Source organism: Streptomyces sp. NPDC048353 (assembly GCF_055587165.1).
In genome coordinates, this window is record NZ_JBVJGU010000014.1 from 24,256 (window position 1) to 47,947 (window position 23,692).

A 23,692-nucleotide genomic window follows, 5' to 3' on the forward strand; every position below is an offset into this window, starting at 1 on the left:
TCTGCGTGAGCGCCGCCCGGACGGCGGGCGGCGCTCTTCGAGAAAGGCCCGTGGATGACCCGCTACGCAGCGCCCGGTACCGAGGGCGCGATCGTCTCGTTCGCGTCCCGCTACGACCACTGGATCGGCGGCGAGTACGTGCCGCCCGCGCGCGGCCGGTACTTCGAGAACCCGAGCCCGGTCGACGGCCGTCCCTTCACCGAGATCGCCCGCGGCACCGCCGAGGACATCGAGCGGGCGCTGGACGCGGCCCACGCGGCGGCGCCCGCCTGGGGCCGGACGGCCACCGGCGAGAGGGCGGGCGTCCTGCTGAGGATCGCCGACCGGATGGAGTCGCACCTGGAGGAGCTGGCGGTCGCGGAGAGCTGGGAGAACGGCAAGCCGGTGCGCGAGACGCTGGCCGCCGACATCCCCCTGGCCATCGACCACTTCCGCTACTTCGCGGGAGTGCTGCGAGGCCAGGAGGGGACGCTGAGCCAGATCGACGAGGACACCGTCGCCTACCACTTCCACGAGCCGTTGGGCGTCGTGGCGCAGATCATCCCCTGGAACTTCCCGATTCTCATGGCGACGTGGAAGCTGGCACCGGCGCTCGCGGCAGGCAACGCGGTGGTGCTCAAGCCGGCCGAGCAGACCCCGGCCTCGATCCACGTCCTGATGGGGCTGATCGCGGAACTGCTGCCCCCCGGCGTGGTCAACATCGTCAACGGGTTCGGGGTGGAGGCGGGCAAGCCGCTGGCGTCCAGCCCGCGTGTGGCGAAGATCGCGTTCACGGGTGAGACGACGACGGGGCGGCTGATCATGCAGTACGCCTCCGAGAACCTCAAGCCGGTCACGCTGGAGCTGGGCGGCAAGTCGCCGAACATCTTCTTCGACGACGTGTGGGCGGCGGATGACGACTTCCGCGACAAGGCGCTGGAAGGGTTCACGATGTTCGCCCTGAACCAGGGCGAGGTGTGCACCTGCCCGTCGCGTGCGCTGATCCAGCGCGGGCACTACGGCGAGTTCCTGGAGGCGGCGGTCGCCCGCACCGAGCGGATCGTACCGGGCCATCCGCTGGACACGGACACGATGATCGGCGCGCAGGCGTCGGACGACCAGCTCCGGAAGATCCTGTCGTACCTGGACATCGGCCAGCAGGAAGGCGCCAAGATCCTGACGGGAGGTCAGCGGATCGAGTACGACGGAGAGATGTCGGGCGGGTACTACGTCCAGCCGACCATCTTCGAGGGCGACAACCGGATGCGCGTCTTCCAGGAGGAGATCTTCGGGCCGGTGGTGGCGGTGACCTCGTTCACCGACTTCGACGACGCGATGGCGACGGCGAACGACACGCCGTACGGCCTCGGCGCGGGCGTATGGACACGGGACGGCTCCACCGCGTACCGCGCGGGCCGCGCGATCCAGGCGGGCCGTGTCTGGACGAACTGCTACCACGCCTACCCGGCGCACGCGGCGTTCGGCGGATACAAGCAGTCCGGGATCGGCCGCGAGACGCACCGGATGATGCTGGACCACTACCAGCAGACGAAGAATCTGCTGGTGTCGTACTCGCCTAAGAGGCTGGGCTTCTTCTAGACGCGGAGAAGGGCGCCTGTCCGGGGCGGATGCCCGGCAGGCGCCCTACTCGGGCGGTCTGCGCTCACCCCTCGATGAACGGCCACCGGGCGCCGTATTCGCAGGAAGTCCCCCGCGCCCGTCTGGGCGCCATCGCCCGCGAGGTCAACGCCACCCGCGAACCGGTCGTCATCACCGACCACGGCCAGGGCCGCCGGCAGGCTCTAGCACGGTCAGGGCGGAATTGTGGCCCACTTAGCAATCCCCGCCAAGAACGGAAAACGGTGTCGTCAGGTTGCGCATCCTGCTCGGCATGACAAGAAAGAAGGCCGTTTCGAGCGCTATCGCGGCCATGGCCGTACCCCTGACCCTCGCGGGCGCCACGGGCTGTCTGGCCCAGCCTGCCGCTGCCCCCACACCGCGCGCATCGTCCGCGGCGGCCCCTACGCCGAAGGCCCAGCCGGCAAGATCAGAGAGACCGAACGCGGCCACACCGGAGGCGACGCGGCCTGTCGCGCCGAAGCCCAAGCCGACGACACCGGCCCAGCCGCAGCTCGTCCGGTATCACCTTCCTCCCGGCGCCGTCCGCAACACGTACGAGGCCGCAGGGGTGGGGCCGTCCCAGGCGCACGGTGTCCTGGGCCTACCGGCCGGCACGGGCCCCCGCCCGGTCGTGGTCGTCGTCCACGGCAACCACCCCACCTGCGTGGAGCCGGAAGCCAAGAACGACGGCGTCGCGGCCCGGCCGGTGAAGACGACCTGGCCGCTGGTCTGCGCGGAACCCGGCAAGCCGAAGGAGCTCGGCGTCGGCTCGGACTACCTGCGCCACGACGCGGGCGTGTCCTACCTCGTCCAAGCCCTCGCCCGGAAGGGCTTCGTCGCCGTCGCCATGGACGTGAAGGGCGCGGAGGCGTGGTGGGCCGGTGAGGCCCATCCCGTAAAGGCATACAACGACCTGTTCGACGCCCACCTGAAGCTGCTCTCCGACCTCGACAAGGGCCGGAACCGCGGCCTGGCCATCAGCGGGGCCCAGGGCCGGATCGACACCTCCCGCATCGGCGTGGTGGGCCACAGCCGCGGTGGCGGCTACGCACTGGAGCACACCGCCGAGCGCCCCGGTCTCTTCGCCGCCGTCGCGATCGAGCCCGCCACCAACGGCGACGGGTCCCGCCACAAGGTCCCGGTGCTCAACATCCGCGGCGCCTGCGACGAGGACGCCTGGCCCGACGCCGGGCTGGAGGAGACGAAGGCCCTGGCCGCATCCCGCACCACCCCCGTGGCCGCCGACGTCGTGCTCGCCGGCACCGGCCACGCCATGCTCAACACCAACCTCGACCCGACCAAGAGCGACGGCAGCGTGGGTACCTGCCGCGCCTCCCAGGTCACCCGGCCCGACGTGGCACGCGACCAGGTCGCCCAGCTGACCGCCGACTTCATACAGCAGGCACTGCTCAAGGCCACCGCGTACCGGCTCCCCGCCCTGAAGGGCCCCGCCCCCACCGGCCGCAACCTCCACACCAGCGGCCCCCGACTCACCTTCTTCCCCGCCACACCGCAGTCGTACGACGATCCGCACACGATCCGCCAGGTCAGCACCCGGCAACGCCTGCTCCCGCCCTTCCCCACGAACCTCACCATCAGCAAAGGCGAACCCGGCTGACCCCTGCCGCGGTTCCCCGGTCGGTCCGTGCGTCAGGAGCGAGGTACCGCCATCGCGTCCACTGCCCTCGCAACACCCCGGCTGGGCCGCGGCCAGCCTCGTTCTTGCGCACAGCCGAAGCGCCCGCCCGGCCCGTAAAGGCTGCTCAGTGCGCCCTCGACGTCCTCGACCGCGTCCCGACCGTCCTTGCTCCTGCGATCTCCGCCGGTTGACGTCCGGGCTTCGCTGCTCCGCCGCCCTCTCTTCGGCCACCTGCTGAAGACTTCGCCCCCTGCACGAGGAACATCGCCCATGCACTTCGCCAAGCCGCTGTCCCCCACCGGCCGCAGCGCCCGCCTCCTGATCTCATGCACCAGCGCCCTCCTGGTCCTCGGCGTGACGGCCGCCACCCCGGCCACCGCCGCCGACTCCGTCTCGTACACCTTCGAATCCTCCTCCCAGAAACTGCCGTTCATGGCGCTCAAAGGCGCCGGGCGCATCGTCGTGGGGCCCGCGCCCGGGGGTAGATCGGGGAAGGCCGCGCGCGTCAACATTCCCAACGACGGGCGCTCGTTCAAATCCGAACTGGTCATCAAGGGGCTCGACGCGGGCACGCATCGCTTCAGCTTCGCCAACTACCTCCCCGGCGACTGGCAGAAGCAGGACTTCGACACCCTCGTCGCCCAGTGGTTCAGCACGCAGGACGACTCCGCACGGATCAAGCCAGTCGTGGCACTCGCGATCCACGGCGGTGACTGGCGGCTCAAGGTCCACTGGATGAGCGGCGGTCGGATACAGGAGAGGATCATCCCGCTCGGCGCGGCACGCCTGGGCCACTGGAACCAGTGGACCTTCACCATCACGTGGTCCTCCCCGAACACGCCTGGCGCGATCACCGTCGCACGGGACGGCGTGAACGTGGGCTCGCACCAGGGCGCCAACAACTACCACCGCGGGCAGCCGCCGCACTTCAGGATCGGGGCCTACCGGCCCGGCTGGCGCCCCGAAAAGGGGCCGCGGCTTCGGGCCGGAGCATCCGAGGCGGTCCTCTTCGTCGACGACATCGCCATCACCAGTACGGCCCCCGGTTCCGCCTCCGGCCCGCTCCCCCAGGCCACCGATGGTGCCGCGTCTCCCCCACGTGCCACGGCGCTCTCGCCGGGCTCCGCCTCCACCGGCTCGCCTACCGCGTCCCCCTCGGCGAAGATCGGGACGGCAGCGTCCGGCGGCACCCCGCCAGCGGCGGCGGTCGCGGCGGCCGACGGCACCACGCCCGGTACGACGAAGGGCGACGGATCCGTACTCCCGGACACCGGCTCCACCGGCCTGATCGCCGTCGCGGCCGCCGCTGTCGCGGCCTTGACCGGTGGCGCTTTCCTCCTCATCCGGCGGCGCAACGCGACACCCTCACCCCGACGGGCCGCCCACCGCCCGTAGGCTCACCGGCCACCCCTGGAAGCGACGCCCGAGACGGCCCGCCGCCATCCCGGGCCCGGCTAGCGGCGCGGGTGCGCCGTCAGGGGTGGCCGGGTACTTCTCCCAGAGCTGTTCCACGCCGTCTTCGATCCGCGATGGAGCGCACCTGGCTGGGTTCCAGGTGGAGCTCGTACGCGGTGTTGCAGTCGTTGATGAGTGTGCCAACGTGCGCGCCACAGGGGCACCGACGGTTCATGCCTGCCTGGCCGTGCAGACCACAGCAGCCGCTGCAGTGCCTGAGATTATCAGTGTCTTCCCGCAGGCCACGAGCGTCGTCGGGGTGCAGGACCACCGTGTTGCGAGGGCCGGCGGACACCAAGTACCCGTCGACCTCGTCCGGGTCTCCGAGACAGGGGCCGCCGGCGAAGACAGGGCGGGGCTCGGCACAGGGCACGAGCGGTGCACCCCACGGCTCGGGTTCCCGGGAGAAGAAGCCGAGAGGCATGGTCGCGGTGGCACGACGTGATCCGTCGGCTTTGGGGTAGCCCTGGTCCCCTGGACGGGCGGGCACCTCGGGCAGCTCGGTCAGCGGCCCAGTGATGGCAAGCCCGCAGGCCGAGCACACAAACACAGTCACCCTGTGTTGATAGCACCCGGCCGGCGGCCCGCCAAAGGAATTTCGCATGGCCCTGGGGCACGGCGTCACACGTCGTTCGTCCCATCCGGGATACGCAAGGGCCTCGATCTGCCGGGCAGGCCCCCGATATCCGCCACCGCCTCATCGGCAGGGACCGGCTCGTCGTCGCCGTACGCCCAGGCCACCCGCTCACCGAAGGCCTGGATCCGAACACGTTCGACAGGCAGGCTAGCCGCCGACGACCCCCGTGTTCTGGCAGGCGGTCAGCAGCCAGCGTCCGTCGGCCTGCTTCGAGATGACGTACAGCGGGGCGCCCTCGCTCTCCTCCCCGGGTGCCAGGTAGCGCTGACGGACCTTGACCGCCGCGACGTCGGGGCGGATGAAGAGCACATGGACCACCTCGTAGGTGACCTGGCCGTCCCAGCTCGCCGCCGGAAGAACCTTGCGGGTGAACTCCGAGATCGCTTCGAGGCCGATGAGGACCTTGCCGTGGGCCGTCGTCCAGATCGCGTCCGGGTGGAAGAGGCCGAGGAACTCCTCGGGATCCTTGTTCCGCTGGGAGTGCTCGACCGTGGCGACGAGCCGGTTCATCGCTTCGATGTCTGCCGCGTGGGATGTGGATTCCGTGATCATGTGGATCAGCCTCACACCTCAAGCCTGCTTGAGGTCAAGCCCGTGATCACATGGTGCTCTGCGGTCGACCGGGCACTTAGACGTCGTTTCTTATGGCGTGATCGTTCGTTGTTCCGTGCATGACGGATCTGGTCGAACGGATGGTGCCGGAGGAGTTGTGGGTGCTGTTCCGGCGGGTGGTGCCGCCGACAGTGGTGACACGTCCGCAGGGTGGTGGCCGCCGGGCCGGAGATCGCGAGGCCCTGGCGGCGATCATCTTCGTGGCCACGTCTGGCTGCACTTGGCGGCAGCTCCCCCCGGTGTTCGGGCCGGCCTGGCCCACGGTCTACCGCCGGTTCGCCCAGTGGAGCCGGGAACGGGTCTGGGCCCGGCTCTTCCGCGTGATCCTCGATGAACTCGGAGCGCGGGGCGAGCTGGACTGGTCGCGGTGCGCGATCGATTCCGTCAGCCTGCGGGCCACAAAAGGGGGCCACTGACCGGACCGAATCCGACCGACCGCGGCAAACTCGGATCGAAGATCCACCTGATCACCGACCGGAACGGACTCCCGCTGTCCCTGGGCATCTCCGGCGCGAACATGCACGACAGCCAAGGCCTTGAGCCGCTCGTGCGAGGCATCCCGCCCATCCGCTCCCGCCGCGGGCCCCGGCGCCGACGGCCGGCGAAACTGCATGCGGACAAGGGCTACGACTACGACCACCTGCGCCGATGGCTCCGCGAGCGTGGCATCCGCCACCGCATCGCCCGCAAGGGCATCGAGTCCTCGAAGCGGCTGGGCCGGCATCGGTGGGTGGTCGAGCGAACCATGTCCTGGCTGGCCGGCTGCCGGAGGCTCCACCGCCGCTACGAACGCAAGGCCGAACACTTCCTCGCCTTCGTCGGCATAGCCGCAACCCTCATCGGCTACCGCCGACTGGTCAGGGCAAGCACCTGACACCCCGACTTGTCACACCCTTCCGCCATGCTCTCCGACATGAACGAAGACGCCTTCTGGCAGCTCATCGAAGCGTGCAGTACCTCTGTACCCGACCCTGAGGGCGACGAACTCGCCGCTGCACTGACAGCCCGCCTGACGAACGGCCCAGTGGCGAACGTGGTCGGCTTCGCCGAGCAGCTCTCCTGGGCCCTGTACAAGCTGGACCGCAAGGAATACGGCGAGGGCCTGTCGAGCGATCAGTTCCTCTACACCCGGGCTGCAGTCGTCGCAGCCGGCCGTGAGGAGTTCGAGCGCGTACTTCGAGACCCAGAGCGGTTCATACCGTACGCCAACGACCTCATCTGGGCCGAGGCCCTGCTCTATGTACCCGACAAGGCATACAAGCACCTCACCGGTGAGGAATGGGACCGCAGCACCCGCTACAGCTACGAGTCCTACTCCAACACGGCCGGGTGGAAAGCCGCATAGGCGACCGCAGTAGCTCCTACCCTCACCATCTGAAACGACCTCTTACGCGGTTACGGCACCGGGACCGCGCCGGGGATCCGCCGACAGCGCCTCGGCGTTGATGTGCCGCGGGTTCTGAGGGAGAGTTCGCGATCATGGAGTTCTTCTGCTTTCACCGCGACCGCCCCGGATCACGTCCTCTGCGGATGGAGCTGCTGGAGCAGCACTGGTCCTACATGGACGGGTACGAGGAGGCGATGATCGCCCGCGGGCCGACGTTCGCCGCCGACGGTGACACGCCCAGCGGAAGCGTCCACATCGTCGATCTGCCCGGCCCGGCCGCGGCACGGGCGTTCGCCTTCGACGAGCCCGGGTACCAGGCCGGTGTGTACCGGGACGTGCTCCTGCGTCGATGGCGCAACCTCCTGGGGCGCAGCATGTGGGACTTCCACAGCGGCCGCCGCAGTGGCAACCGCTATCTCGTGCTCGGTCTGGGCGCGGGCACGCCCGTCCGCCTCGATGTGCCGGCCGGGCGGGAGGAGGAGCTGATCGCGTACGGGCCGCTGCTGTCCGATGCCGGGGGTGCCTGGCTGGGAACGGCCGCGTTGGTCCAGGCCTCCGATGCTGAAACGGCGCGCTCGGTCCTGGACCCGGCCGAGTACGCCGGCGTCGAGGTCCACGAGTGGGAGTTCGGAGGCCGCAGGTGAGATCCGGCAGTTGCTCCGGCCCTGGGACTTCGCAGGTGCGGGCCGTCGTGATGCCGGTGTGCGAGTCGCCTGCCGTCTCCCTCACGTCAGGACGACGCACCCTCGTCGCTCGAGTTCGGCCAGTAGCGGCAGGGAGGGATCGATGTCGTTCCATCGCAGATCGAGCTTCTCCAGCGAGGGAAGCAGGGCGAGCCAGTCCGGCACGTGGCTGAGACGGTTGCTCCGCAGGTCGATGTGCCGCAGCCTCGGCAGGCCGGCCAGTGACGGTGGCAGCTCCGCTACGGAGTTCTCACGCAGGTCGAGGTGACGGAGTTCGTGCAGTTCAGCGGTCGACGATGGCACGTGCTCGATTGTGTTGCCTCGCAGCCAGAGTTCACGCAGGTTGCGGAGCCGGCCGATGGAGTCGGGCAACGTGGTCAGCCGGTTGTGCTGTGCCCTGAACTCGATGAGGCCGGTCATCGCCCCGATGGCCTCGGGGAGGGTCGTGAGCAGGTTCTCGCCGATGTTGAGGTAGCGGAGTTTGGTCAGCTTTCCCACGGCGTCCGGGATCGATGACAGCTGGTTGTCGTGCAAGTAGAGGCAGTCGCCGAGGTTCGTCAGCCTGCCCAGCTCGTCGGGAATCGACGTGAGCGCGTTGTGGCCCAGATCCAGGGTCGTCAGCCGGTGCAGTCGTCCGATCTCCGGCGGGAGGGCCGTGAGTCCGTTGTCGGCAAGGATCAGCACGCGCAGTTCGGTCTCCTGCCAGACCGAGTCGGGCACTTCCCCGAGTTCCTGACGCCATAGGTTCAGTGCGTGCCTCACGGTCGTCTCACCTTCGTCGGTGGTTTTGGGCCTCGATTCTCGCCTGGGCCGCCGGGGCGGGCGGTCGGATCGGCACGAGATCGGGTACGTACGATCACGTCGTGTACTCCTCGAGGGACGACTTGAACTGTGGGCTTTGCGAGCAGCCTCCGAGCGGGACGCAAGGGCAGCACGGCGATGGCGGCGTGGTCGGCGCGGGCAACCGCGTGAGGTACGTGATCGTCGAACTGCGCGGCGCCACGGCCTGCTACCAGGCCGTCGATGACCCCTCGCGGACAGGTAAGACAGGTGCAGCCTGGTTGGCGCAAGGGCTGGGGACTGGCGTGTCGGATCACCCCGGCCGTCATTACACCTGCTGGGAGACACCTGCGGAATACGGGGTCATTCAGAGCGGTTTCGAGCCGGCCTGACCCGCAACAGCACTAACGAAACTGGGTAGGCCTGGTCCGGCTCCTGCCCGCCGAATCCTGCGGCGATCACTACGGCGGTTCCGACGGCGGTCTTCGCCCCGAATAGCTCCCATGCCTTGCAGTCATTGCGCTTGCCCGGCAGTGGCCGGCCGACCACGACCACCAATTGGGCCTCTGAGTCGACGACGACCTGGTGATTCATCGAGTACCGGTAGTTCTTGGACTGCTCCGCCACAGCGTGGTCGCCGGTGGGAACCACGGTGCCGTCCACGATGAGCACAGTGTCCTTGTGCAACCGCTTCCGGGGCCGGAACGCGAGAAGAGGCCCGAGGTGCATGACGATGCGGCCAGCTGCGGACCTCGAGACACCGAAGAGCGGGGCAAGCTGCCGCAGTGTCAGGTTGGTGCGCCTGCGCCAGTATGCAGCCCAGAAGCACCCGGTCCTCCAGCGGAATCCCCCAGGGCGGCCCCGCCGGACGATGTCGGCGCCTTCCCGCCGCAGGGCACGCACCACCCGGTGGACTGGCGCGGAGCTACACCAGTGAACGGGGCTATCCAGGACGGCTCGAACGCTGTGATCACGCGTGAAACGGTCGAGTTCGTCGCAGGGCTCGCGCGGCGGGACTCGCCCCGAACGGCCAAGGCTTGTCCCGTGTAACGTTGTGACCTGGGAGATCGGTCGGCGGTACTGTCGGCCGATGGAGCCTGATAAGTCGAACGAGTGCCTGCTTCACGGTGCTGGGGCGAGCGCGCAGAGCTTGGTGGGTAGTCGGCTCGCGAAGGTTGTCGGATCGTGGCATCTGTACGGCAGTGACGTCCCCGCGGGCCCGCTGGATGTGTGGCTGATCGATGACCGGGGTGCCGCCATTCACCTCACGACCGGATCGGATTGGTGTCTGATCGTTGAAGCGTCGAAGCCGCATGCCGGCTACGACATGGGCGACTCGGGACGCGTCACCGTGGGGGCGATCCGTGAGGAGACGCCGTTCGCGGGGCACGTCGGGGAGGATGTTCTGGAGGTGCGGGAGGAACACGCACCGAACACCGGGCGCGTCGCCCTGGAGCTCACATTTCCCACGGGTCGGGTCCGCTGTGAGAGCTGGGCTGGGGACCTCTGCTTGACCTCGGTGTGACGATCTTGGCGTGACTGGTGTGATCACGGCGTCACAGTCGTCTTGGATAGGCCCGTTCACGGGGCTCAGCCCGAGGCTGTGCCGGAAGCTGGTGACCATGCTGCGACGCGAAGGGGCTGACGCGAACCGCAGAGCCGGCCACGGAGCCTTCCGCTCGAGGACAGGGCACTGCTGGTCGCCACCTACTGGCGGACGAACCTGACCATCAGCCAGCCACGACTGCAAGGCGTGGGAGGAGTCCGGCGCCAAAGCCGCCGTCGGCAGGGCACTCACGATGGCCGACGGCGGCTATCCGGGCACGGGACTCGTGGTCCCTCACCGCCGCGAGCGCGGCCAGACCGAACTCGCGGCCTGGAAGGAGGAGCACAACCGCTCCCACAAGCAGGTCCGGGCCTGTGTCGAGCACGTCTTGGCTCGCATGAAGACCTCAAAGATCCTCCGCGACTGCCGGCTCAAAGGCGACGGAGTCCACCATGCCATGCTCGGCATTGCCCGCCTGCACAACCTCGCGACGGCCGGATAGCGGCGAGCGCACGCACCGCATCTGCACCTGCTCATCCCGACTCGAAGAGCGATGACGGGACAGCCCTCAACGCCGCTTCTGTGAGTGCATGTACCAAGCCGCGGCCACACCGATGAGCACCAGAATGATCAGTATCTTCATGACACCCTCCTGCCCCGGAGCGGCCGTCTCACGCCCGCGCGGCGGCTCGCGCGGCCCGTGGTGTCGTGCGCGAGCCGCCGCTCACGCTTTCGCCAGGCGCCACAGGGGGGCGACGCGCCGCGGGGGCGTCCCCTCCCCCAGGGCCCGGTAGAGGGTGCGGGCCTCCGGGTGGGTGAGGGCGAGGTCTTCGGTGATCCGGCGGGTGGTGACGTAGTCGAGGCCTTCGGCGAGCCGGGATCGTTCCCAGGTGGTGAAGCGGGCGAGGAGGGTCGCCGCGTCCGTCGAGCGGCGCCCCCGCGGGGGCGGCGAGGACGCTGGGGCGGTCGCGGCGCGGTGGCGTTCGCGGGCGATCTCGGAAAATCCGCAGATCGCCGTCGAGGCCTTCTCGGCGGCCTCCAGGCTGGGGCAGAGGTCGAGCGCCCCGGCCAACGGGCTGAGCCGGAGCGCCTCCTCGCAGGTGAGGCGGTGGACCTGGCGCGCGGTGTCGTCGAGTACGACGGGCCGCGGCGCGTCGCGCGTACCGCAGATGCCGCGTACGCCTCGGGCCGCCGCGACGAGCATGGCGCCGGCCTCGGACGGGTGCCAGTCGAAGACGTCCAGTACGCCGTCGGTGTCCTCGGGCGTGAGGGCGAAGGCGGGTTCGCCGAGCCGGGGCGTCAGGTCGGACAGGGGTACTTCGTTGTCCAGGCCGGGCCCGGCGACGTACACGCTCGTCGGGATGCCCGTGGCGGCGCAGGCCGCGAGGGCCAGGGCGTCGCCGAGGGGGCTGCGCAGGGTCGGTTCGTCGCCTCGCGCCACGATGTCCCCGCCCACGTCCACGAGTTCGATCCGGTCGGCTGCGCACCAGCGGGCCGCCGCCTCGATCTGCCGGGTGAGGCCGAGCGTGCCGTCGTAGGGGTCGAGCAGTCCCAGCGCGGGTCGCAGGTGGGCGGCGAGGCGCGGGAGCAGGGAGCCCGCCGGGGCGTTCGGCGCGGTCTGCGGGGTGATGAGGGTCAGACCGGGCGCGGGGGTCGGGGCGCCGGTGAAGTCGGCGGCGCCGCGGGGGCCGGGGACGGGGTCGACGACCAGCCTCTCCCAGGCGTAAGTGAGCACCAGGGCCGGGGTGTCGGGGCCGTGCAGCGCCGCGTGCACCATGGCTGCCGTGATGGCGTCACCGCCACCGCCCGCGGCGATGAGAAGTCGCTTCATGCCGGACAGAGAACCCCAAGACCTGCCCTTCCGCCAGAGGCGTCGGACGTTTTCCCACCCGTCAACTGCCGCACATAGCCTGGTAATTACGGATAAAGCCCCGAGGCCGCAAAAAGTGCATACGAAGCTCCATCCGGTGAAACGGATTTTTTGGCGATCACACTACAGATATCGACCGGCCGGTCGCCCTAGGGTCCCGATCTGTCACCCAACGTGACGTTGTCGTCCGAGAGTGAGTCACTTCGCGTCATGACCAAGTCAGTCATGCTTCCGTCATCGTCGATCCGGTCCGCTCGGCCCGCCACCGAGCCGGAAACGCCCTATCAGCAGTACGTGTACGCGTACCCCCATCAGAAGGCGTACCGCCTGCTCGACAACGGGCCGCTGCTGAGCGAGCTGTGGTCGGGTGAGCGCCTGGACGCCCTCTCCCTCTACGTCCACATACCGTTCTGCGAGATGCGGTGCGGCTTCTGCAACCTCTTCACCCGTACCGGCGCCCCCGAGGACGTCACCCAGGCGTTCCTGGACACGCTGGAGAGACAGGCGCAGGTCACCCGGCAGGCCCTGGACGCCCAGGGGCGGCCGTTACGTTTCACGCTCGCGGCCTTCGGCGGGGGCACGCCGACGTACCTGACGGCCGATGAGCTGACCCGGCTCTGCGACATCTCCGAGCACGTCATGGGCGCCGACCTGCAGGCGGCGTCCTGGTCGGTGGAGACCTCGCCGGCCACCGCGACCGCCGACCGTCTCGCCGTGCTCGCCGAGCGGGGCGCCACCCGGCTGAGCATCGGTGTGCAGAGTTTCATCGACGAGGAGGCCCGCGCGGCCGTCCGCCCGCAGAAGCGGGAGGAGGCGGAAGCCGCCCTCGCCCGGCTGCGGGACGCGGAGTTCCCCATCCTCAACATCGACCTCATCTACGGCATCGACGGCCAGACCGAACGCACCTTCAAGGTCTCGCTCGACGCCGCTCTTGCCTGGGAACCGGAGGAGGTTTACCTCTACCCGCTGTACGTGCGCCCGCTGACCGGCCTGAGCACTCGGCACGCGGCCACCCCCGCGGAATGGGACGACCAGCGGCTGCGCCTGTACCGCTACGGCCGCGACTACCTCCTGTCGGCCGGTTACGAGCAGACCTCGATGCGGGTCTTCCGGCGGATCGGCACCGCCGCCGTCGAGGACACCGACGGCAGCAGCATCAGCGAGTACAACCAGCAGGCCGGCATGGTCGGGCTCGGCGTCGGCGCCCGCTCCTTCACCACCGATCTGCACTACACGACCGACTACGCCGTCGCCGTACCCGAGGTGCGCCGCATCATCGACGACTACATCGCGACCCCGAGCGAGCGGTTCCGGCGGGCGCAGTGGGCGTTCCGTATGGACGGGGACGAGCGGCGCCGGATGTACGTGCTGCAGCACCTGCTCGAATCGACGGGGCTGGACGTGGCGCACTACGAGCGACGGTTCGGCACCCGCTTCGAAGCCGATTTCGGCCCGCAGCTCGACACGCTGCTGGGGCACAACTGGCTCCGGGACTACGGCGGCACGCTCCGGCTGACCCTCGAAGGCATGGCCCGGGCGGACGGGATCGGTCCGATGTTCTTCTCCCCCAGGGTGCGCGAGAACATGAGCACGTACCAGGACCGGTGACGGCGACGGGCCCGGCGAGGGCCACGTCGGCGGTGAACCCGGCGGCGAAGGCGGCGGCGACGGGCGGCCATCGAACGGGCCGCTGACCGGACGGCGTCGGTTCCCGCTGACCGGACGGCATCGGCCTCCGCCCGGGGTCGGCTCGGGGCGGGGTCGGCTCGGGCGGGGTCTTCCGCCCGGGGTCAGCTCCGGACCGGCTCGGGACGGGAGGTCTCCGTCGGCCGGCGGCGGCGCCCCGGTACGGAGACGGCGACCAGCCCCCCGAGCAGCAGCGCGGCGCCCGCGGAGGCGAGCGGCCCCGGCCGCTCGCCGAGCAGGGTCACCCCCAGCACCGTGGCGACCAGCGGTTCCGTCAGGCTCAGCGTCCCGACCGTGGCGGCGCTGAGCCGGCCGACCCCGCGGGTGAAGAGCAGATAGCCGAGCGCGGTCGTCCCCAGGCCGAGCCAGCCCACGAGTGCGAGGCCGCGCGGGGTGGCGAGCCCTTCCGGGGCGAGCAGGAGGTACGGGGAGACGAGAACGCCCGCGCACAGGACGCTGACCGGGGCCGCCGCGTTCAGGTCGGCGCCGCGTGCGCCCAGCTCCTTGGTCGCGGCGATGTAGACGCCGAAGCTCGCCCCGGCGACGACCCCGTGGACGATGCCGAGGACGTCCGCACGCCCCCCGCCGCCCGGGAGCAGCAGCAGGGCGATACCGGCGACGGCGCAGGCCGTGCCCGCCGCCCAGCGCCTCGACGGGCGCTCGCCCGACAACAGGCGCCCGCACACGCCGCTGACGACGGGTACGGTTCCGAAGGCGACCGCCGTCGCCAGGGCTGCTCCGGAGCGTTCGACCGCTTGCAGGAAGCACACTTGGAAGGCGGCGGTGACCAGCACGCTCACCGCGAGCCACCGGGCCGCGCCCGGGAGCCGTAAGGTGCGCAGCCCGGCCGGACGGACCGTCAGGACCGCGAGCACGGTCCCGCCCAGCAGCATCCGGGCGGCGCCGAGCGACACCGGATGCGCGCCGGTGCCGGCCCAGATCTGCGCCGGCCCCACGGTGCCCCACAGGACGGCCGCCACCAGTACGGATGCCACAGCTCTCACGTCAACCCCCACTCGGCACACACGGATGGCGTGAACGTATCGAGGTCGGTCCGGTGGCGGCTGCTGGCGGAAACCATGAGATTCGCGCCGTACACGGCACGGATCCCGTGTCTTCCCACCACACCTGGGGAGCCACCGCGTCGGGTGCCGGGCTTCGGCCACCGGCGCAGGCGTCAGGGGCGTACGTCGGGGTAGGGCGCCCGCCATGGAGATCTTCTGGCTTTCAGCGCACCCGGAACCCGAGTCCCTCAACGGTCACCTGCGTGCGGAGGGGATCCGGGAGGCCCGCCGGCTGGGGCACACGGTCAGCGAGTCGGACCTGTACGCCATGGGCTGGGACCCGGTCGTCACCGCGGCGGACTATCCGGACCGCCGCGGCCGGCTGCTGGTCGCGGACGCCTCGTACGAGGCGTACCGCTCGGGCCGGATCGCGCCGGACGTCCGTGCCGAGCAGGAGAAGCTGCTGCGTGCCGACGCGGTGGTGGTGCAGTTCCCGCTGTGGTGGTACGGGCCTCCTGCGATCCTGAAGGGCTGGTTCGACCGGGTTCTGGTCAAGGGGCTCGGCTACGGCACGGGCGCGCGCTACGGGGCCGGCGCGCTGGCCGGGAAGCGGGCGCTGACGGTCGTGACCGCCGGGGCGCGCGGTTCGTCCATGGCGCCCCGGGGCATCCACGGGTCCTTGCGGCAGATCCTCTGGCCGCTGCTGCACGGCACGTACTTCTACACCGGCATGGCCGCCCTGCCCCCTTTGCTGATCCCCTCCGCGGACCGCGCCTCGCGCGAGGACGCGCAGGCCGCGGTGTCGGCCCTGACCGCCCGTCTGGGCAGCCTCTTCACGGAGGAACCCCTCCCCTACCGCACCGAAGCCGGCGGCGACTACGACGATCTCGTCCTTGACGGGTCCCTCGCTCCCGGCTCCGAGGGCCTGGAGGTGCACGAGGCGCGGGAGGCGTCCGTATCGCCGAGGCGGGGGGCGTGAGGAGGGCGCTGCGCATCGGGCGGGGGCGCGCGCACGTTCAGGCGCGCGCGGCGCGTTCAGCCTTCTGGGGAGGCGAGGGGGCGGCATACGTCGGCGGGGTGGGGTGCGCCTGCACCCCACCCCGCCGGGCGGATTCCTTCCGCTGCCGCTTGACCGGCGTCAGCGGCGGGAGTCGCCGAGGTCGTCGTCCGCCTCGGGTGTCGTCCACGAGTCGCGGCCCGCCCCGGCCTGCGACTGGGTGGGGTCTCCGACGGGGCGGCGTCGCCGAGCGGCACGACGGCTGCCCCACCAGAACGCGGCGAGGAGCAGGATCACGACGACCGCTCCGATGAGGACGGCGAAGAGCACGCCGTTGGATCCGGCCGAGGCGAGAGCGGGCGCGGCGGCGAAGGTATGTGCGGTCATGATCACCTTTCATGCGGGCCGGAACGCGTACGGTGAGCGGCTCGGCAGGTCGGCTGACGTGCGCTTTCGGGCGCTCACCGCGTCTGTCCGCATTCGGCCACCGCAAACAGCTCCACGGGCGGTGCCGACCGGTCGCTCCGCCCGGTGCGCCGTCAGGTGGCGGCGTCCAGCAGCCGCGGCCCGTTGTTGCGTACGTTGCTGACGGCCGTGGACACGGCCCGGGCGTCGAGCCGTCCGTCCGCCGGCTGACCGAGGAGCGCGCGGAGGTCGTCGGTGTCCTGGTGATGGGGGTCGAGCCAGGTGTCGTAGTGGTCGGGGGTGAGGGCGAGGGGCATCCGGGGGTGGACGCGGCCGGCCGCGTCGGTGGCTTCGGTCGTGATGATGGTGCACGTCGTCAGCCAGGCGTCCGGGTCGTCCTTGTCCTGGACCTCCGGGTCGCGCCAGTACTCGTACAGGCCGGCCAGGGCCATCACCTCCCCGTCGGCGGGGTGGATGAAGTACGGCTGTTTCCGCGTCCTGCCGGTCTCGGCGTCCCGCACCGGGTCCCATTCGTAGAAGCCGTCGGCCGGCAGCAGGCAGCGGCGCTTGGCGAAGGCGCGGCGGTACGCGGGCTTCTCGTGCACGGTCTCGACCCGGGCGTTGATCATGCGGGAGCCGACCTTCGGATCCTTCGCCCACGACGGCACCAGCCCCCAGCGCATCACCCGCAGCTCCCGCCGTACCGCCGCGCCTTCGCCCTCGCGCGGTGGGCGGCCGAGGACGGCGTAGACGGGATCCGTCGGGGCCACGTTCCAACTCGGCTCCAGGGTCTCCTCGGGCCGCCATTCGGCGACGTCGAAGAGCCGGGTCAGGTCCTCGGGTCCGCGGGTGGAGACATAACGGCCGCACATGCCGTCACTCTGCCACGGCGCACCGCTCCGACGTCGGCAATCCCCGAGGGACTGCCCCCGCCGGGGCCGCCGGCGTGTCCTCGGGCCTGGCCGGCAACCGCGATCTGGCTGATCTCCCCCCCCTCAGCTGGGGGCGGACCCGCCGGAAGCGTGGTGCGGGCGGCCCCTGGCTACCGGTTGCGGGTACCCCGGCCACCGACCTCTCTGCGGCACGGCCTTAGGCGGCCGAGCGCCTGCTCAGGACGGTGTCGCCGGCGACTCGGGCGACCGGGCACAAGGTCTGTCCATGAGTCGCGAAGAGCTCGTCGCGGGAGTCGAACCGGCCCAGGTCCCGCCGCACCATCGCCGACAGGTCCCCCGCTCCGCACCCCGTGTCGCCTGCGCCCGGCACGGTGCACGGCGCCGGTTGCTCGCCGTCCCAGTCGACGGCCGTCACCGAGAGCGCTTCGAACAATGTCTGGCCGCCCCGGTTCGTGAACCCCTCCGGTCCGCGTTCGCGCAGCACGTCGATGGGCGCGTACAGCTCGGACGCGCCCACCCAGTCCGTGCCCAGGCGGAACTCCGGCCAGGCCAGAAGGACCGTCGCGGGGACGATCGCTCGTAGCCGCGGGAAGCGCGGGTACCAGAAGGCTCCGTCGATGAGGAGACCGCGGACCCGGGTGGATATGCCGTCCGCTCGGGCCACGGCTTCCAGCACCGCGAGCCGTTGGCTGCACGAACCCCGGCCCTTCGCCAGCGTGCGCGAGACCGGCTGTGCGTCGTTCATGGCGTACACCGGCCGCACCCGGTCGCGGATCAACCCGTGTGCCGCCAGCAGCCGGCTCCGGTCCTCACTCGCGTCCGGGGCCGCGGCCCGGGCATCGGCAAGCAGTTCGCGCACGGAGGCGTGGTGCAGGTCGAGGATGCGAGTCGCATCGGTGGACCCCTCGACGGCACGCCCCTCGGGCGCCGAGCGCCGAGCGCGCCACCAGGGAGTGAGTGCAGGGTGCGTCATGCGCGGATGATACGTGGGGCGCGTCGGGGGTCATCGAGCGGCCATGGGCCGCACCGGCCGCGCTCCCGTCGGGGTGAGCCGAGGTCGGTCGGTCATCGTGCCGCGCGCTGGTTGAAGTGCAGTTTGTGGCCGTCCGGAGCGTCGACGAGCGCATAGGTGCCCCAGGGCTCGACCTTGGGATCCGAGACCTGAGCACCGCGCTCGCGGAGCTGCTGCACCGTGGCCGCCACATCGTCGGCGGCGAAGATCAGATACGCGCCTTCGCCCGGTGACTTACCGAACGCCGCGGCATCCGACAGGACGATCGATGTCTGGGCCCCGCTCGGCCTGACCTCGAGCCACCGGGCGCCTTGTCCCATGTCGACATCCGTCACGAGCTCGAATCCGAGAAGGTCCCGGTAGAACGCCAGGGCCTCGTCCTGGTCGCTCACGTAGAGAGTCGCCGAAGCGATATGCGTCATCATGCGAAGACCCTATCGATGGAGGGAGTAAGGACAAGCTCTTCGCGGGCCCATGCGTTTTCTCTTCCCCCCCCCAGAGAAATAGATCATCACCTACGCATGGACATTCCCGGCGTCCGGCGCCAAGGGCTATCGACGTTCATGTCGGATTCCTGCCAGCCGCCCTATTTCCGCTGTGGTTCGCTGAGTTCATGCAGAATGCACGACGCGCTAAAGCCGAACTCTTCCGCGCGCTCCACACACGTCATCGGCCGCTCGCGCTGGCCAACGTCTGGGATGTGGCGAGCGCGCGTATCACCGAGGCCGCGGGCTCGACCGCGGTCGCCACCACCAGTGCGGGGGTGGCATGGTCCCTCGGCGTGGCAGACGGTGACGAGCTGTCCCGGGATCAGGCCCTGGCCGTGATCGCCCGCATCACGGCGGCCGTCGGGGTGCCGGTGACCGCGGACATCGAGGGCGGGTACGGCGACGGCCCGGCCGCCGTCGCCGAGACGATCACCCGGGTGATCGACGCCGGAGCGGTCGGTGTGAACATCGAGGACGGGACCCGCGATCCGGCCGAACTCGCCGCACGCCTGACAGCGGCACGTGCGGCGGCGCATCGAGCGGGGGTTCCACTCTTCCTCAACGCCCGCATCGACACCTTCCTGTTCGGCCTCGGAGACCCCGCCACACGGCTGCAGGACACGCTGACGCGGGCTCGCAGGTACGTGGACGCCGGCGCGGACGGCATCTTCGTCCCCGGTGTCACCGAGCCGGCCACCATCGCGGAGCTGGCCGCGGCCATCCCCGTACCGCTCAATGTGATGGCCGCCCCGGGAGCCTCCGTACACGAGCTCGGCACACTCGGCGCAGCACGGGTCAGTCTGGGTTCCGGTGTCGCCCAAGCCGCATACGCGGTGGTCCGGCGAGCCGCGGAAGAGCTGTACGACACCGGTCGCTGTGACGCGGTCCGCGACGGTATCGCTTTCCCCGAACTCAACGAGCACTTCGCGGCGACCGCTTAGTCGCGTCTGCGGGGCACAGCTACTCTGGCGATCATGGCTTTGCGACCTGAAGAGTTCTACGAACGCGCACGTGCGGCCGCGGATGACGAGGTCCGACTTCCGCTGGCGCGCATGACCGGATGGGACATCAGCCCCTTCGAGGCTGACGGACTACGCGTGTCCGCGCTCCGCCCGCCCGTTCTGCCCGAGCCGCGACGGCACGGCGAAGACCCGGCGGACTGCGATGAGTGCCGCTCGCGCGACGACGGCATCTGGTTCGACGACAAGTGGCGGCTGGCTCGGATACCGGGCGTCGGTGTGCCACTGGTCCTGATGCTGTACCCACGCGACCACTACGACATGGCCGATCTGCCCGACGAGCTGGCGGGCGAGCTGGGCGTGCTCACCACTCACATCGTCCGCCACGTGCAGGCACTGCCCCACATCTCGCGGGCCCACGTCTACCGGATCGGGGACGGGTCCGCACACCTGCACGTGTGGTTCTTCGCCCGGCCCGAGGGCCAGACCCAGCTGTACGGGTCGTGGCTGCCCGTCTGGGACGACCTCCTGCCGGAATACCCGGCAGACGTAGCCGACGCGGATGCAACCGCCGTTGCCGACGCCCTGACTGCCTCGTACGGGGGACGCCGCTCAGGCACGAGCGGGCAACAGAACGCCTGAGACCTCGTTTGCGGTCTCGGAAACTCTGGAAACTCTTGCAGGATCAGGTCAGTTGTCGAATGCGGGGAGCGCGGGAGCTGGTGCCGAGGGGCTGCCCGCAGGTGCAGGGTTGGCTTACCGGATAGACAAGGTTGGTCTGGGAGCTGAACGTTCCGGCCTGCCGGGGATCATCCGGTGGGCCGGTGCAAGGGAGTCCCGGGCCAGGCGCCGGTGGGCGGTAAGCCCCCGGTCCGCTCCAAGCGGACCGGGCCGGGCGCGGCCCGGGCTCCGCTACATCCGCTGGGGGCTCGCCACGGGGGTGGCCCGGGAACGCTTCACCGCCGTGCCACGAGCGAGTTCGAAGGCCCAGACGGGGTCGCCGTGCTGCAGCCACGGCTCGGCGCCACACCACGAACCGAGCAGCCGGAACTGTTCCACCGCGGCGGCGTTCATCCTCGACCGCACCATGAAGTGCGCCAGCAGATGCCGCAGCGCGGGCACGTGCTCGTTGTCGTCCGCGACCTCCGAGAGCGATGCGGCGACCTGTCGGAGGCGTCTCCGGGAGGCCCATGTACCGCCCAGCGCCGTGGGGTCGGAGCGCTTCTCCCGTTCGTGCAGAGCGTGCAGATACATTCCGGTGAGCGGACTTCCGGGCGGGGCCTTGCGGACCGCCCGCGTGGCGAACGACATCATCCGCCGGTCGCTCCCGAACCACTTGGCGCACCAGTACTGCAAGCCCTGCCAGTGGCCCGTGTAGTGGTGGGGGGCGCGGGACACGAGGCCTTGCCAGAGCGGACGGAACCGGTGGGGCCTGTACCCCGCTCCGCGGGCCGCGGTGACCATGACGACCCAAGGGCCGGGGTTTACGGGGTCCAGCTCGGCGGCCTGCCGGGCCTGCTCGATCGCGGCCGGGAGCATGGCGCGGAACTGGTTCATCCGCTCGGTCGGGACCTCGTTCGCGTACCCGGAACCGCGGATCTTCCAGGCGCGGTGCACCATCAGGCTCGCGTGGAGGGTCGCCGCGTCGCAGTTGCCGGGCTCGGCCGCCCGCCACGCGTCCAGCCAGCCGTCGTCCTCCGCGGCCACCTGCTGCAGCAACTCGGTCCGCGACCAGCGTTCGTCCCAGTCGTCGCCGGCCGCTTCGACGTACGCCTTGGCCGCCTGCCACTGCCCTTCCCACGCGGCGTCGGCAACGGCCTGCATCTCCTCCTGCCGGTGCCGCGCCGGCGGCGGTCCGGCTCGTCGCGCGTCGAGCACGTCTCGGGGTACGAGCCCGTAGTGGGCGGCCACGAACTCCTCCCGCACCCACCGGTCAGCCCGGCCTGGCGCGAGAAAAATCCTGCAGAGTACGAGAAGGAGCACGCCGACCACGACGGCGAGGAAGATCGTCACGGCGGAGAATCATCCATCAAACCTTCACACTCCGCAATGCGCTGGCCTGCGATCTCTCGAGGTCAGGGCTCGGTTGCGCCTACGCGGCCGGGCGGTGCTCAGGCCGCCGGTGGCCGACGGCATCGGGATCGGCGGCGCCCGGCGGTCGCCCCGCCCCGGAAAAGGCTGGCGGGGAGCACCGGGGGCTTGCGAGCATGCGGGCATGATCACGACGGGGGAAGAACGCGTCGCCGTGGTGCCGCTCGGCACGACGCACGCGCCGGGCTCGGTGGAGGCGGTCGCCGGAGGTCGGCTCCTGGTCCGGGCGGCCGGGCTGGTGGAGGTGCATGACCGGGAGGACTTCCTCGCGGGCAGGACGGAGGGCGCGACCGCCTCGCTGCGGACGCGGGAGGAGGAACGCGCGACGCCCGCGCCCGACGGAGGGTTCGTCGTGGCCGGCGTCGCGTCGGTACGGGCGCTGGGACCCGGCGGCGCCGTCCGGTGGGAATTCGCGCACGCTCCCTGGCACGGTGCCGACCGGGCGCACTCCACCCCCGCCGTCAGCCCCGACGGACGGCGCGTGAGTGTGGTCGTACCGACGCTGGAGCCCGACCGGGCGAAGGCGGCCCTGGTGTACGACCTGGAGCCGGAGCGCAACTACACCTGGGACGAACTGGTCCTTCTCGACGCGGCGACCGGCGAGGTGCTCGGCCGGAGACAGATCCGCTCGCTGGCGTCGGGCGCGGTGCAGGCCTGGCGTCCGGACGGCGGCGCCGTGGTGGTGTCCTGCTGGACGGCCTGGCACAGCTGGTCGACCTGGTGGGCCGACGCGGGCGACGACGGTCTGCGCATCCTCGGCGGCACGTGGATGCGCGCCCTGACGGGCTTCCTGCCGGGCTCCCGGGTGCTGACCCAGCGGTACGCCGAGTACCTGTTCCTCGACGACGACCGTGACGAGCTGGCGACGTACGACCTCGACTCCGGGGAGCAGACGGCGCTGCTCGACCTGGCGGAGCTGGCCGTCGATCCGGAGAACGACGAGTTCTCCTCCGCCGAGGTCCTCGACGGACGCCACGTCCTGCTCCCGGGCCGTGTCCACCCGGAGGGCGGGCCCGCGGAGACCCGGCACTGGGTGCTGGACGCGGACACGCTGCGCCCGCTCGGCCGGCTGGACTACCCGCTGCCGGTGGGCCAGGACATCACCGTGCTGGGCGACGGCACGTGGCTGACGCGGGACGGCGAGCGGCTGCACCGCTGGGCGCTGGAGCACGGACGCTCCGGCCGGGCGAGCGGCGGGGGCGGTAGCGGAAGCGGGAGCGGGAGCAGAATCGGAAGCGGAAGCGGAAGCGGAATCGGAAGCGGAAGCGGAAGCGGAGGGAACGCGGCGGTGTAGGCCGGGCAGCCGGGGCTGGCCCCTCGCCGGACGCGGCTTCCCGTGGCGGCCGCCGCCTGCCCGGGCAGCCGGGGCTGGCCCCTCGCCGGACGCGGCTTCCCGTTGCGGCCGCCGCCTGCCGGACGCCCCGGCCTCACACCCAGCCCTCGCGCCCGGCGCTTCGCGGCGCGAGGGGCCGGACCGCCTCGGTGGGTCCGGCGGCCCGTCTCTATCATCGGATCGGTGCCGATTCGTGACGAGGTGGAGGCGGCTGAGGGTGTTCGCGGTGGACGTCGGGCTGGATCCGCGGGGTGGTGTCCTCATCCTGCGCGGCGAGCTGGACTACGACAGCGCCGTCCAGTTGCAGGAGGCGGCCGACGACGTGCTCGTCGACCGGCCGAGGCTGCTCGTGCTGGACTGCACGGCGCTGCACTTCTGTGACTCTTCCGGCATCGGCGTGCTGGTGAGGATTTACCAGCGTCTTGCGGGGTACGGGGGTCTGCTACGGCTGGCCGCGGTTCCCGGCTCGGTGGCGCGAGTCTTCAAGCTGACCGGTCTGGACCAGGCCATCGCCGTATGCGCCACAGTGGCGGATGCCCTCGCCGCCGGCGACGGTGCGCGGGCGTCTTCGGGCGAGGGTGCACCGGTGTCGGTTCGGGCAGCAAGTGAGAGGTAG

At 70.7% G+C, this 23,692-nt stretch carries 22 protein-coding genes and 2 pseudogenes; 14 read left to right on the plus strand and 10 right to left on the minus strand.

What is annotated here, in order from left to right; all coding sequences use genetic code 11:
- Nucleotides 1-54 precede the first annotated feature (54 nt).
- From exaC to ACZ6RC_RS32450, 3 genes are all read left to right on the plus strand, one after another.
- Nucleotides 55-1,578 (plus strand): acetaldehyde dehydrogenase ExaC, encoded by a 1,524-nt coding sequence (gene exaC / locus ACZ6RC_RS32440; protein WP_469590187.1) that lies wholly within the window; start codon nucleotides 55-57, stop codon nucleotides 1,576-1,578.
- A gap of 589 nt (nucleotides 1,579-2,167) precedes the next feature.
- Complete coding sequence (locus ACZ6RC_RS32445) at nucleotides 2,168-3,217, plus strand: dienelactone hydrolase family protein (protein WP_469590192.1); 1,050 nt, start codon at nucleotides 2,168-2,170, stop codon at nucleotides 3,215-3,217.
- Nucleotides 3,218-3,508: 291 nt separating this feature from the next.
- The gene (locus tag ACZ6RC_RS32450; protein ID WP_469590195.1) at nucleotides 3,509-4,633 is read left to right on the plus strand and encodes a heparin lyase I family protein; all 1,125 of its coding nucleotides are present in this window, start codon (nucleotides 3,509-3,511) and stop codon (nucleotides 4,631-4,633) included.
- A gap of 844 nt (nucleotides 4,634-5,477) precedes the next feature.
- Here the strand turns inward: ACZ6RC_RS32450 and ACZ6RC_RS32455 are convergent.
- A complete protein-coding gene (locus ACZ6RC_RS32455) occupies nucleotides 5,478-5,882 on the minus strand; it encodes an SgcJ/EcaC family oxidoreductase (protein WP_469590199.1) in 405 nt (134 codons plus the stop codon).
- Nucleotides 5,883-6,022: 140 nt separating this feature from the next.
- On the opposite strand from ACZ6RC_RS32455, the gene ACZ6RC_RS32460 reads away from it, so the two are divergent.
- From ACZ6RC_RS32460 to ACZ6RC_RS32470, 3 genes are all read left to right on the plus strand, one after another.
- A protein-coding gene (locus ACZ6RC_RS32460; protein WP_469590315.1) for an IS5 family transposase occupies nucleotides 6,023-6,816 on the plus strand; the annotation gives its coding sequence in 2 pieces (ribosomal slippage) (nucleotides 6,023-6,356 and nucleotides 6,356-6,816; 795 coding nt in all).
- Between the two features lie 27 nt (nucleotides 6,817-6,843).
- Entirely contained in the window at nucleotides 6,844-7,287 is a 444-nt protein-coding gene (locus ACZ6RC_RS32465) for a DUF4240 domain-containing protein (protein WP_469590201.1), read from the plus strand.
- 134 nt (nucleotides 7,288-7,421) lie between these two features.
- Nucleotides 7,422-7,973: a YciI family protein gene (locus ACZ6RC_RS32470; RefSeq protein ID WP_469590204.1), complete on the plus strand. Its 552-nt coding sequence runs from the start codon at nucleotides 7,422-7,424 to the stop codon at nucleotides 7,971-7,973.
- A gap of 81 nt (nucleotides 7,974-8,054) precedes the next feature.
- On the opposite strand, the gene ACZ6RC_RS32475 is transcribed toward ACZ6RC_RS32470, so the two are convergent.
- Together ACZ6RC_RS32475 and ACZ6RC_RS32480 are read right to left on the minus strand one after the other, a co-directional pair.
- On the minus strand, nucleotides 8,055-8,774 hold the full coding sequence (locus ACZ6RC_RS32475) for a leucine-rich repeat domain-containing protein (protein WP_469590207.1): 720 nt from the start codon (nucleotides 8,772-8,774) through the stop codon (nucleotides 8,055-8,057).
- 384 nt (nucleotides 8,775-9,158) lie between these two features.
- A pseudogene (locus ACZ6RC_RS32480) lies at nucleotides 9,159-9,826 on the minus strand (transposase family protein); the annotation flags it as partial.
- 56 nt (nucleotides 9,827-9,882) lie between these two features.
- Between ACZ6RC_RS32480 and ACZ6RC_RS32485 the strand changes: the two are divergent.
- Together ACZ6RC_RS32485 and ACZ6RC_RS32490 are read left to right on the plus strand one after the other, a co-directional pair.
- Nucleotides 9,883-10,317, plus strand: coding sequence for a hypothetical protein (locus tag ACZ6RC_RS32485; RefSeq protein ID WP_469590212.1), 435 nt, complete (start codon nucleotides 9,883-9,885; stop codon nucleotides 10,315-10,317).
- A gap of 10 nt (nucleotides 10,318-10,327) precedes the next feature.
- A pseudogene (locus tag ACZ6RC_RS32490) lies at nucleotides 10,328-10,840 on the plus strand (transposase family protein).
- A 222-nt stretch (nucleotides 10,841-11,062) separates the two neighbouring features.
- On the opposite strand, the gene ACZ6RC_RS32495 reads toward ACZ6RC_RS32490, so the two are convergent.
- Nucleotides 11,063-12,169, minus strand: a complete 1,107-nt coding sequence (locus ACZ6RC_RS32495) for a DUF1152 domain-containing protein (protein ID WP_469590214.1) — start codon at nucleotides 12,167-12,169, stop codon at nucleotides 11,063-11,065.
- 264 nt (nucleotides 12,170-12,433) lie between these two features.
- Here ACZ6RC_RS32495 and ACZ6RC_RS32500 point away from each other — a divergent pair, with 264 nt between their 5' ends.
- Nucleotides 12,434-13,816: an STM4012 family radical SAM protein gene (locus ACZ6RC_RS32500; protein ID WP_469590318.1), complete on the plus strand. Its 1,383-nt coding sequence runs from the start codon at nucleotides 12,434-12,436 to the stop codon at nucleotides 13,814-13,816.
- 182 nt (nucleotides 13,817-13,998) lie between these two features.
- Here the strand turns inward: ACZ6RC_RS32500 and ACZ6RC_RS32505 are convergent, their stop codons facing one another.
- Nucleotides 13,999-14,898, minus strand: coding sequence for a DMT family transporter (locus tag ACZ6RC_RS32505; RefSeq protein WP_453620055.1), 900 nt, complete (start codon nucleotides 14,896-14,898; stop codon nucleotides 13,999-14,001).
- Between the two features lie 205 nt (nucleotides 14,899-15,103).
- On the opposite strand from ACZ6RC_RS32505, the gene ACZ6RC_RS32510 reads away from it, so the two are divergent.
- The gene (locus ACZ6RC_RS32510; protein WP_469590217.1) at nucleotides 15,104-15,877 is read left to right on the plus strand and encodes an NAD(P)H-dependent oxidoreductase; all 774 of its coding nucleotides are present in this window, start codon (nucleotides 15,104-15,106) and stop codon (nucleotides 15,875-15,877) included.
- Between the two features lie 159 nt (nucleotides 15,878-16,036).
- On the opposite strand, the gene ACZ6RC_RS32515 is transcribed toward ACZ6RC_RS32510, so the two are convergent.
- From ACZ6RC_RS32515 to ACZ6RC_RS32530, 4 genes are all read right to left on the minus strand, one after another.
- On the minus strand, nucleotides 16,037-16,282 hold the full coding sequence (locus ACZ6RC_RS32515) for a DUF6479 family protein (RefSeq protein ID WP_391132789.1): 246 nt from the start codon (nucleotides 16,280-16,282) through the stop codon (nucleotides 16,037-16,039).
- A gap of 152 nt (nucleotides 16,283-16,434) precedes the next feature.
- Nucleotides 16,435-17,172: an SOS response-associated peptidase gene (locus tag ACZ6RC_RS32520; protein ID WP_469590221.1), complete on the minus strand. Its 738-nt coding sequence runs from the start codon at nucleotides 17,170-17,172 to the stop codon at nucleotides 16,435-16,437.
- Between the two features lie 217 nt (nucleotides 17,173-17,389).
- Nucleotides 17,390-18,166 carry a transglutaminase domain-containing protein gene (locus tag ACZ6RC_RS32525; RefSeq protein ID WP_469590224.1) on the minus strand — a complete coding sequence of 259 codons (777 nt, stop codon included), beginning with the start codon at nucleotides 18,164-18,166 and terminating at the stop codon, nucleotides 17,390-17,392.
- A gap of 92 nt (nucleotides 18,167-18,258) precedes the next feature.
- Complete coding sequence (locus ACZ6RC_RS32530) at nucleotides 18,259-18,630, minus strand: VOC family protein (protein ID WP_469590229.1); 372 nt, start codon at nucleotides 18,628-18,630, stop codon at nucleotides 18,259-18,261.
- 188 nt (nucleotides 18,631-18,818) lie between these two features.
- Here ACZ6RC_RS32530 and ACZ6RC_RS32535 point away from each other — a divergent pair, with 188 nt between their 5' ends.
- Both ACZ6RC_RS32535 and ACZ6RC_RS32540 read left to right on the plus strand, forming a co-directional pair.
- Nucleotides 18,819-19,634, plus strand: coding sequence for an isocitrate lyase/PEP mutase family protein (locus ACZ6RC_RS32535; protein ID WP_469590232.1), 816 nt, complete (start codon nucleotides 18,819-18,821; stop codon nucleotides 19,632-19,634).
- A gap of 111 nt (nucleotides 19,635-19,745) precedes the next feature.
- Nucleotides 19,746-20,294: a hypothetical protein gene (locus ACZ6RC_RS32540; protein ID WP_469590235.1), complete on the plus strand. Its 549-nt coding sequence runs from the start codon at nucleotides 19,746-19,748 to the stop codon at nucleotides 20,292-20,294.
- A 270-nt stretch (nucleotides 20,295-20,564) separates the two neighbouring features.
- On the opposite strand, the gene ACZ6RC_RS32545 is transcribed toward ACZ6RC_RS32540, so the two are convergent.
- Nucleotides 20,565-21,665, minus strand: coding sequence for a hypothetical protein (locus ACZ6RC_RS32545; RefSeq protein ID WP_469590238.1), 1,101 nt, complete (start codon nucleotides 21,663-21,665; stop codon nucleotides 20,565-20,567).
- Between the two features lie 202 nt (nucleotides 21,666-21,867).
- On the opposite strand from ACZ6RC_RS32545, the gene ACZ6RC_RS32550 reads away from it, so the two are divergent.
- Nucleotides 21,868-23,037: a hypothetical protein gene (locus tag ACZ6RC_RS32550; RefSeq protein ID WP_469590240.1), complete on the plus strand. Its 1,170-nt coding sequence runs from the start codon at nucleotides 21,868-21,870 to the stop codon at nucleotides 23,035-23,037.
- A gap of 265 nt (nucleotides 23,038-23,302) precedes the next feature.
- Nucleotides 23,303-23,692, plus strand: a complete 390-nt coding sequence (locus ACZ6RC_RS32555; protein WP_469590242.1) for an STAS domain-containing protein — start codon at nucleotides 23,303-23,305, stop codon at nucleotides 23,690-23,692.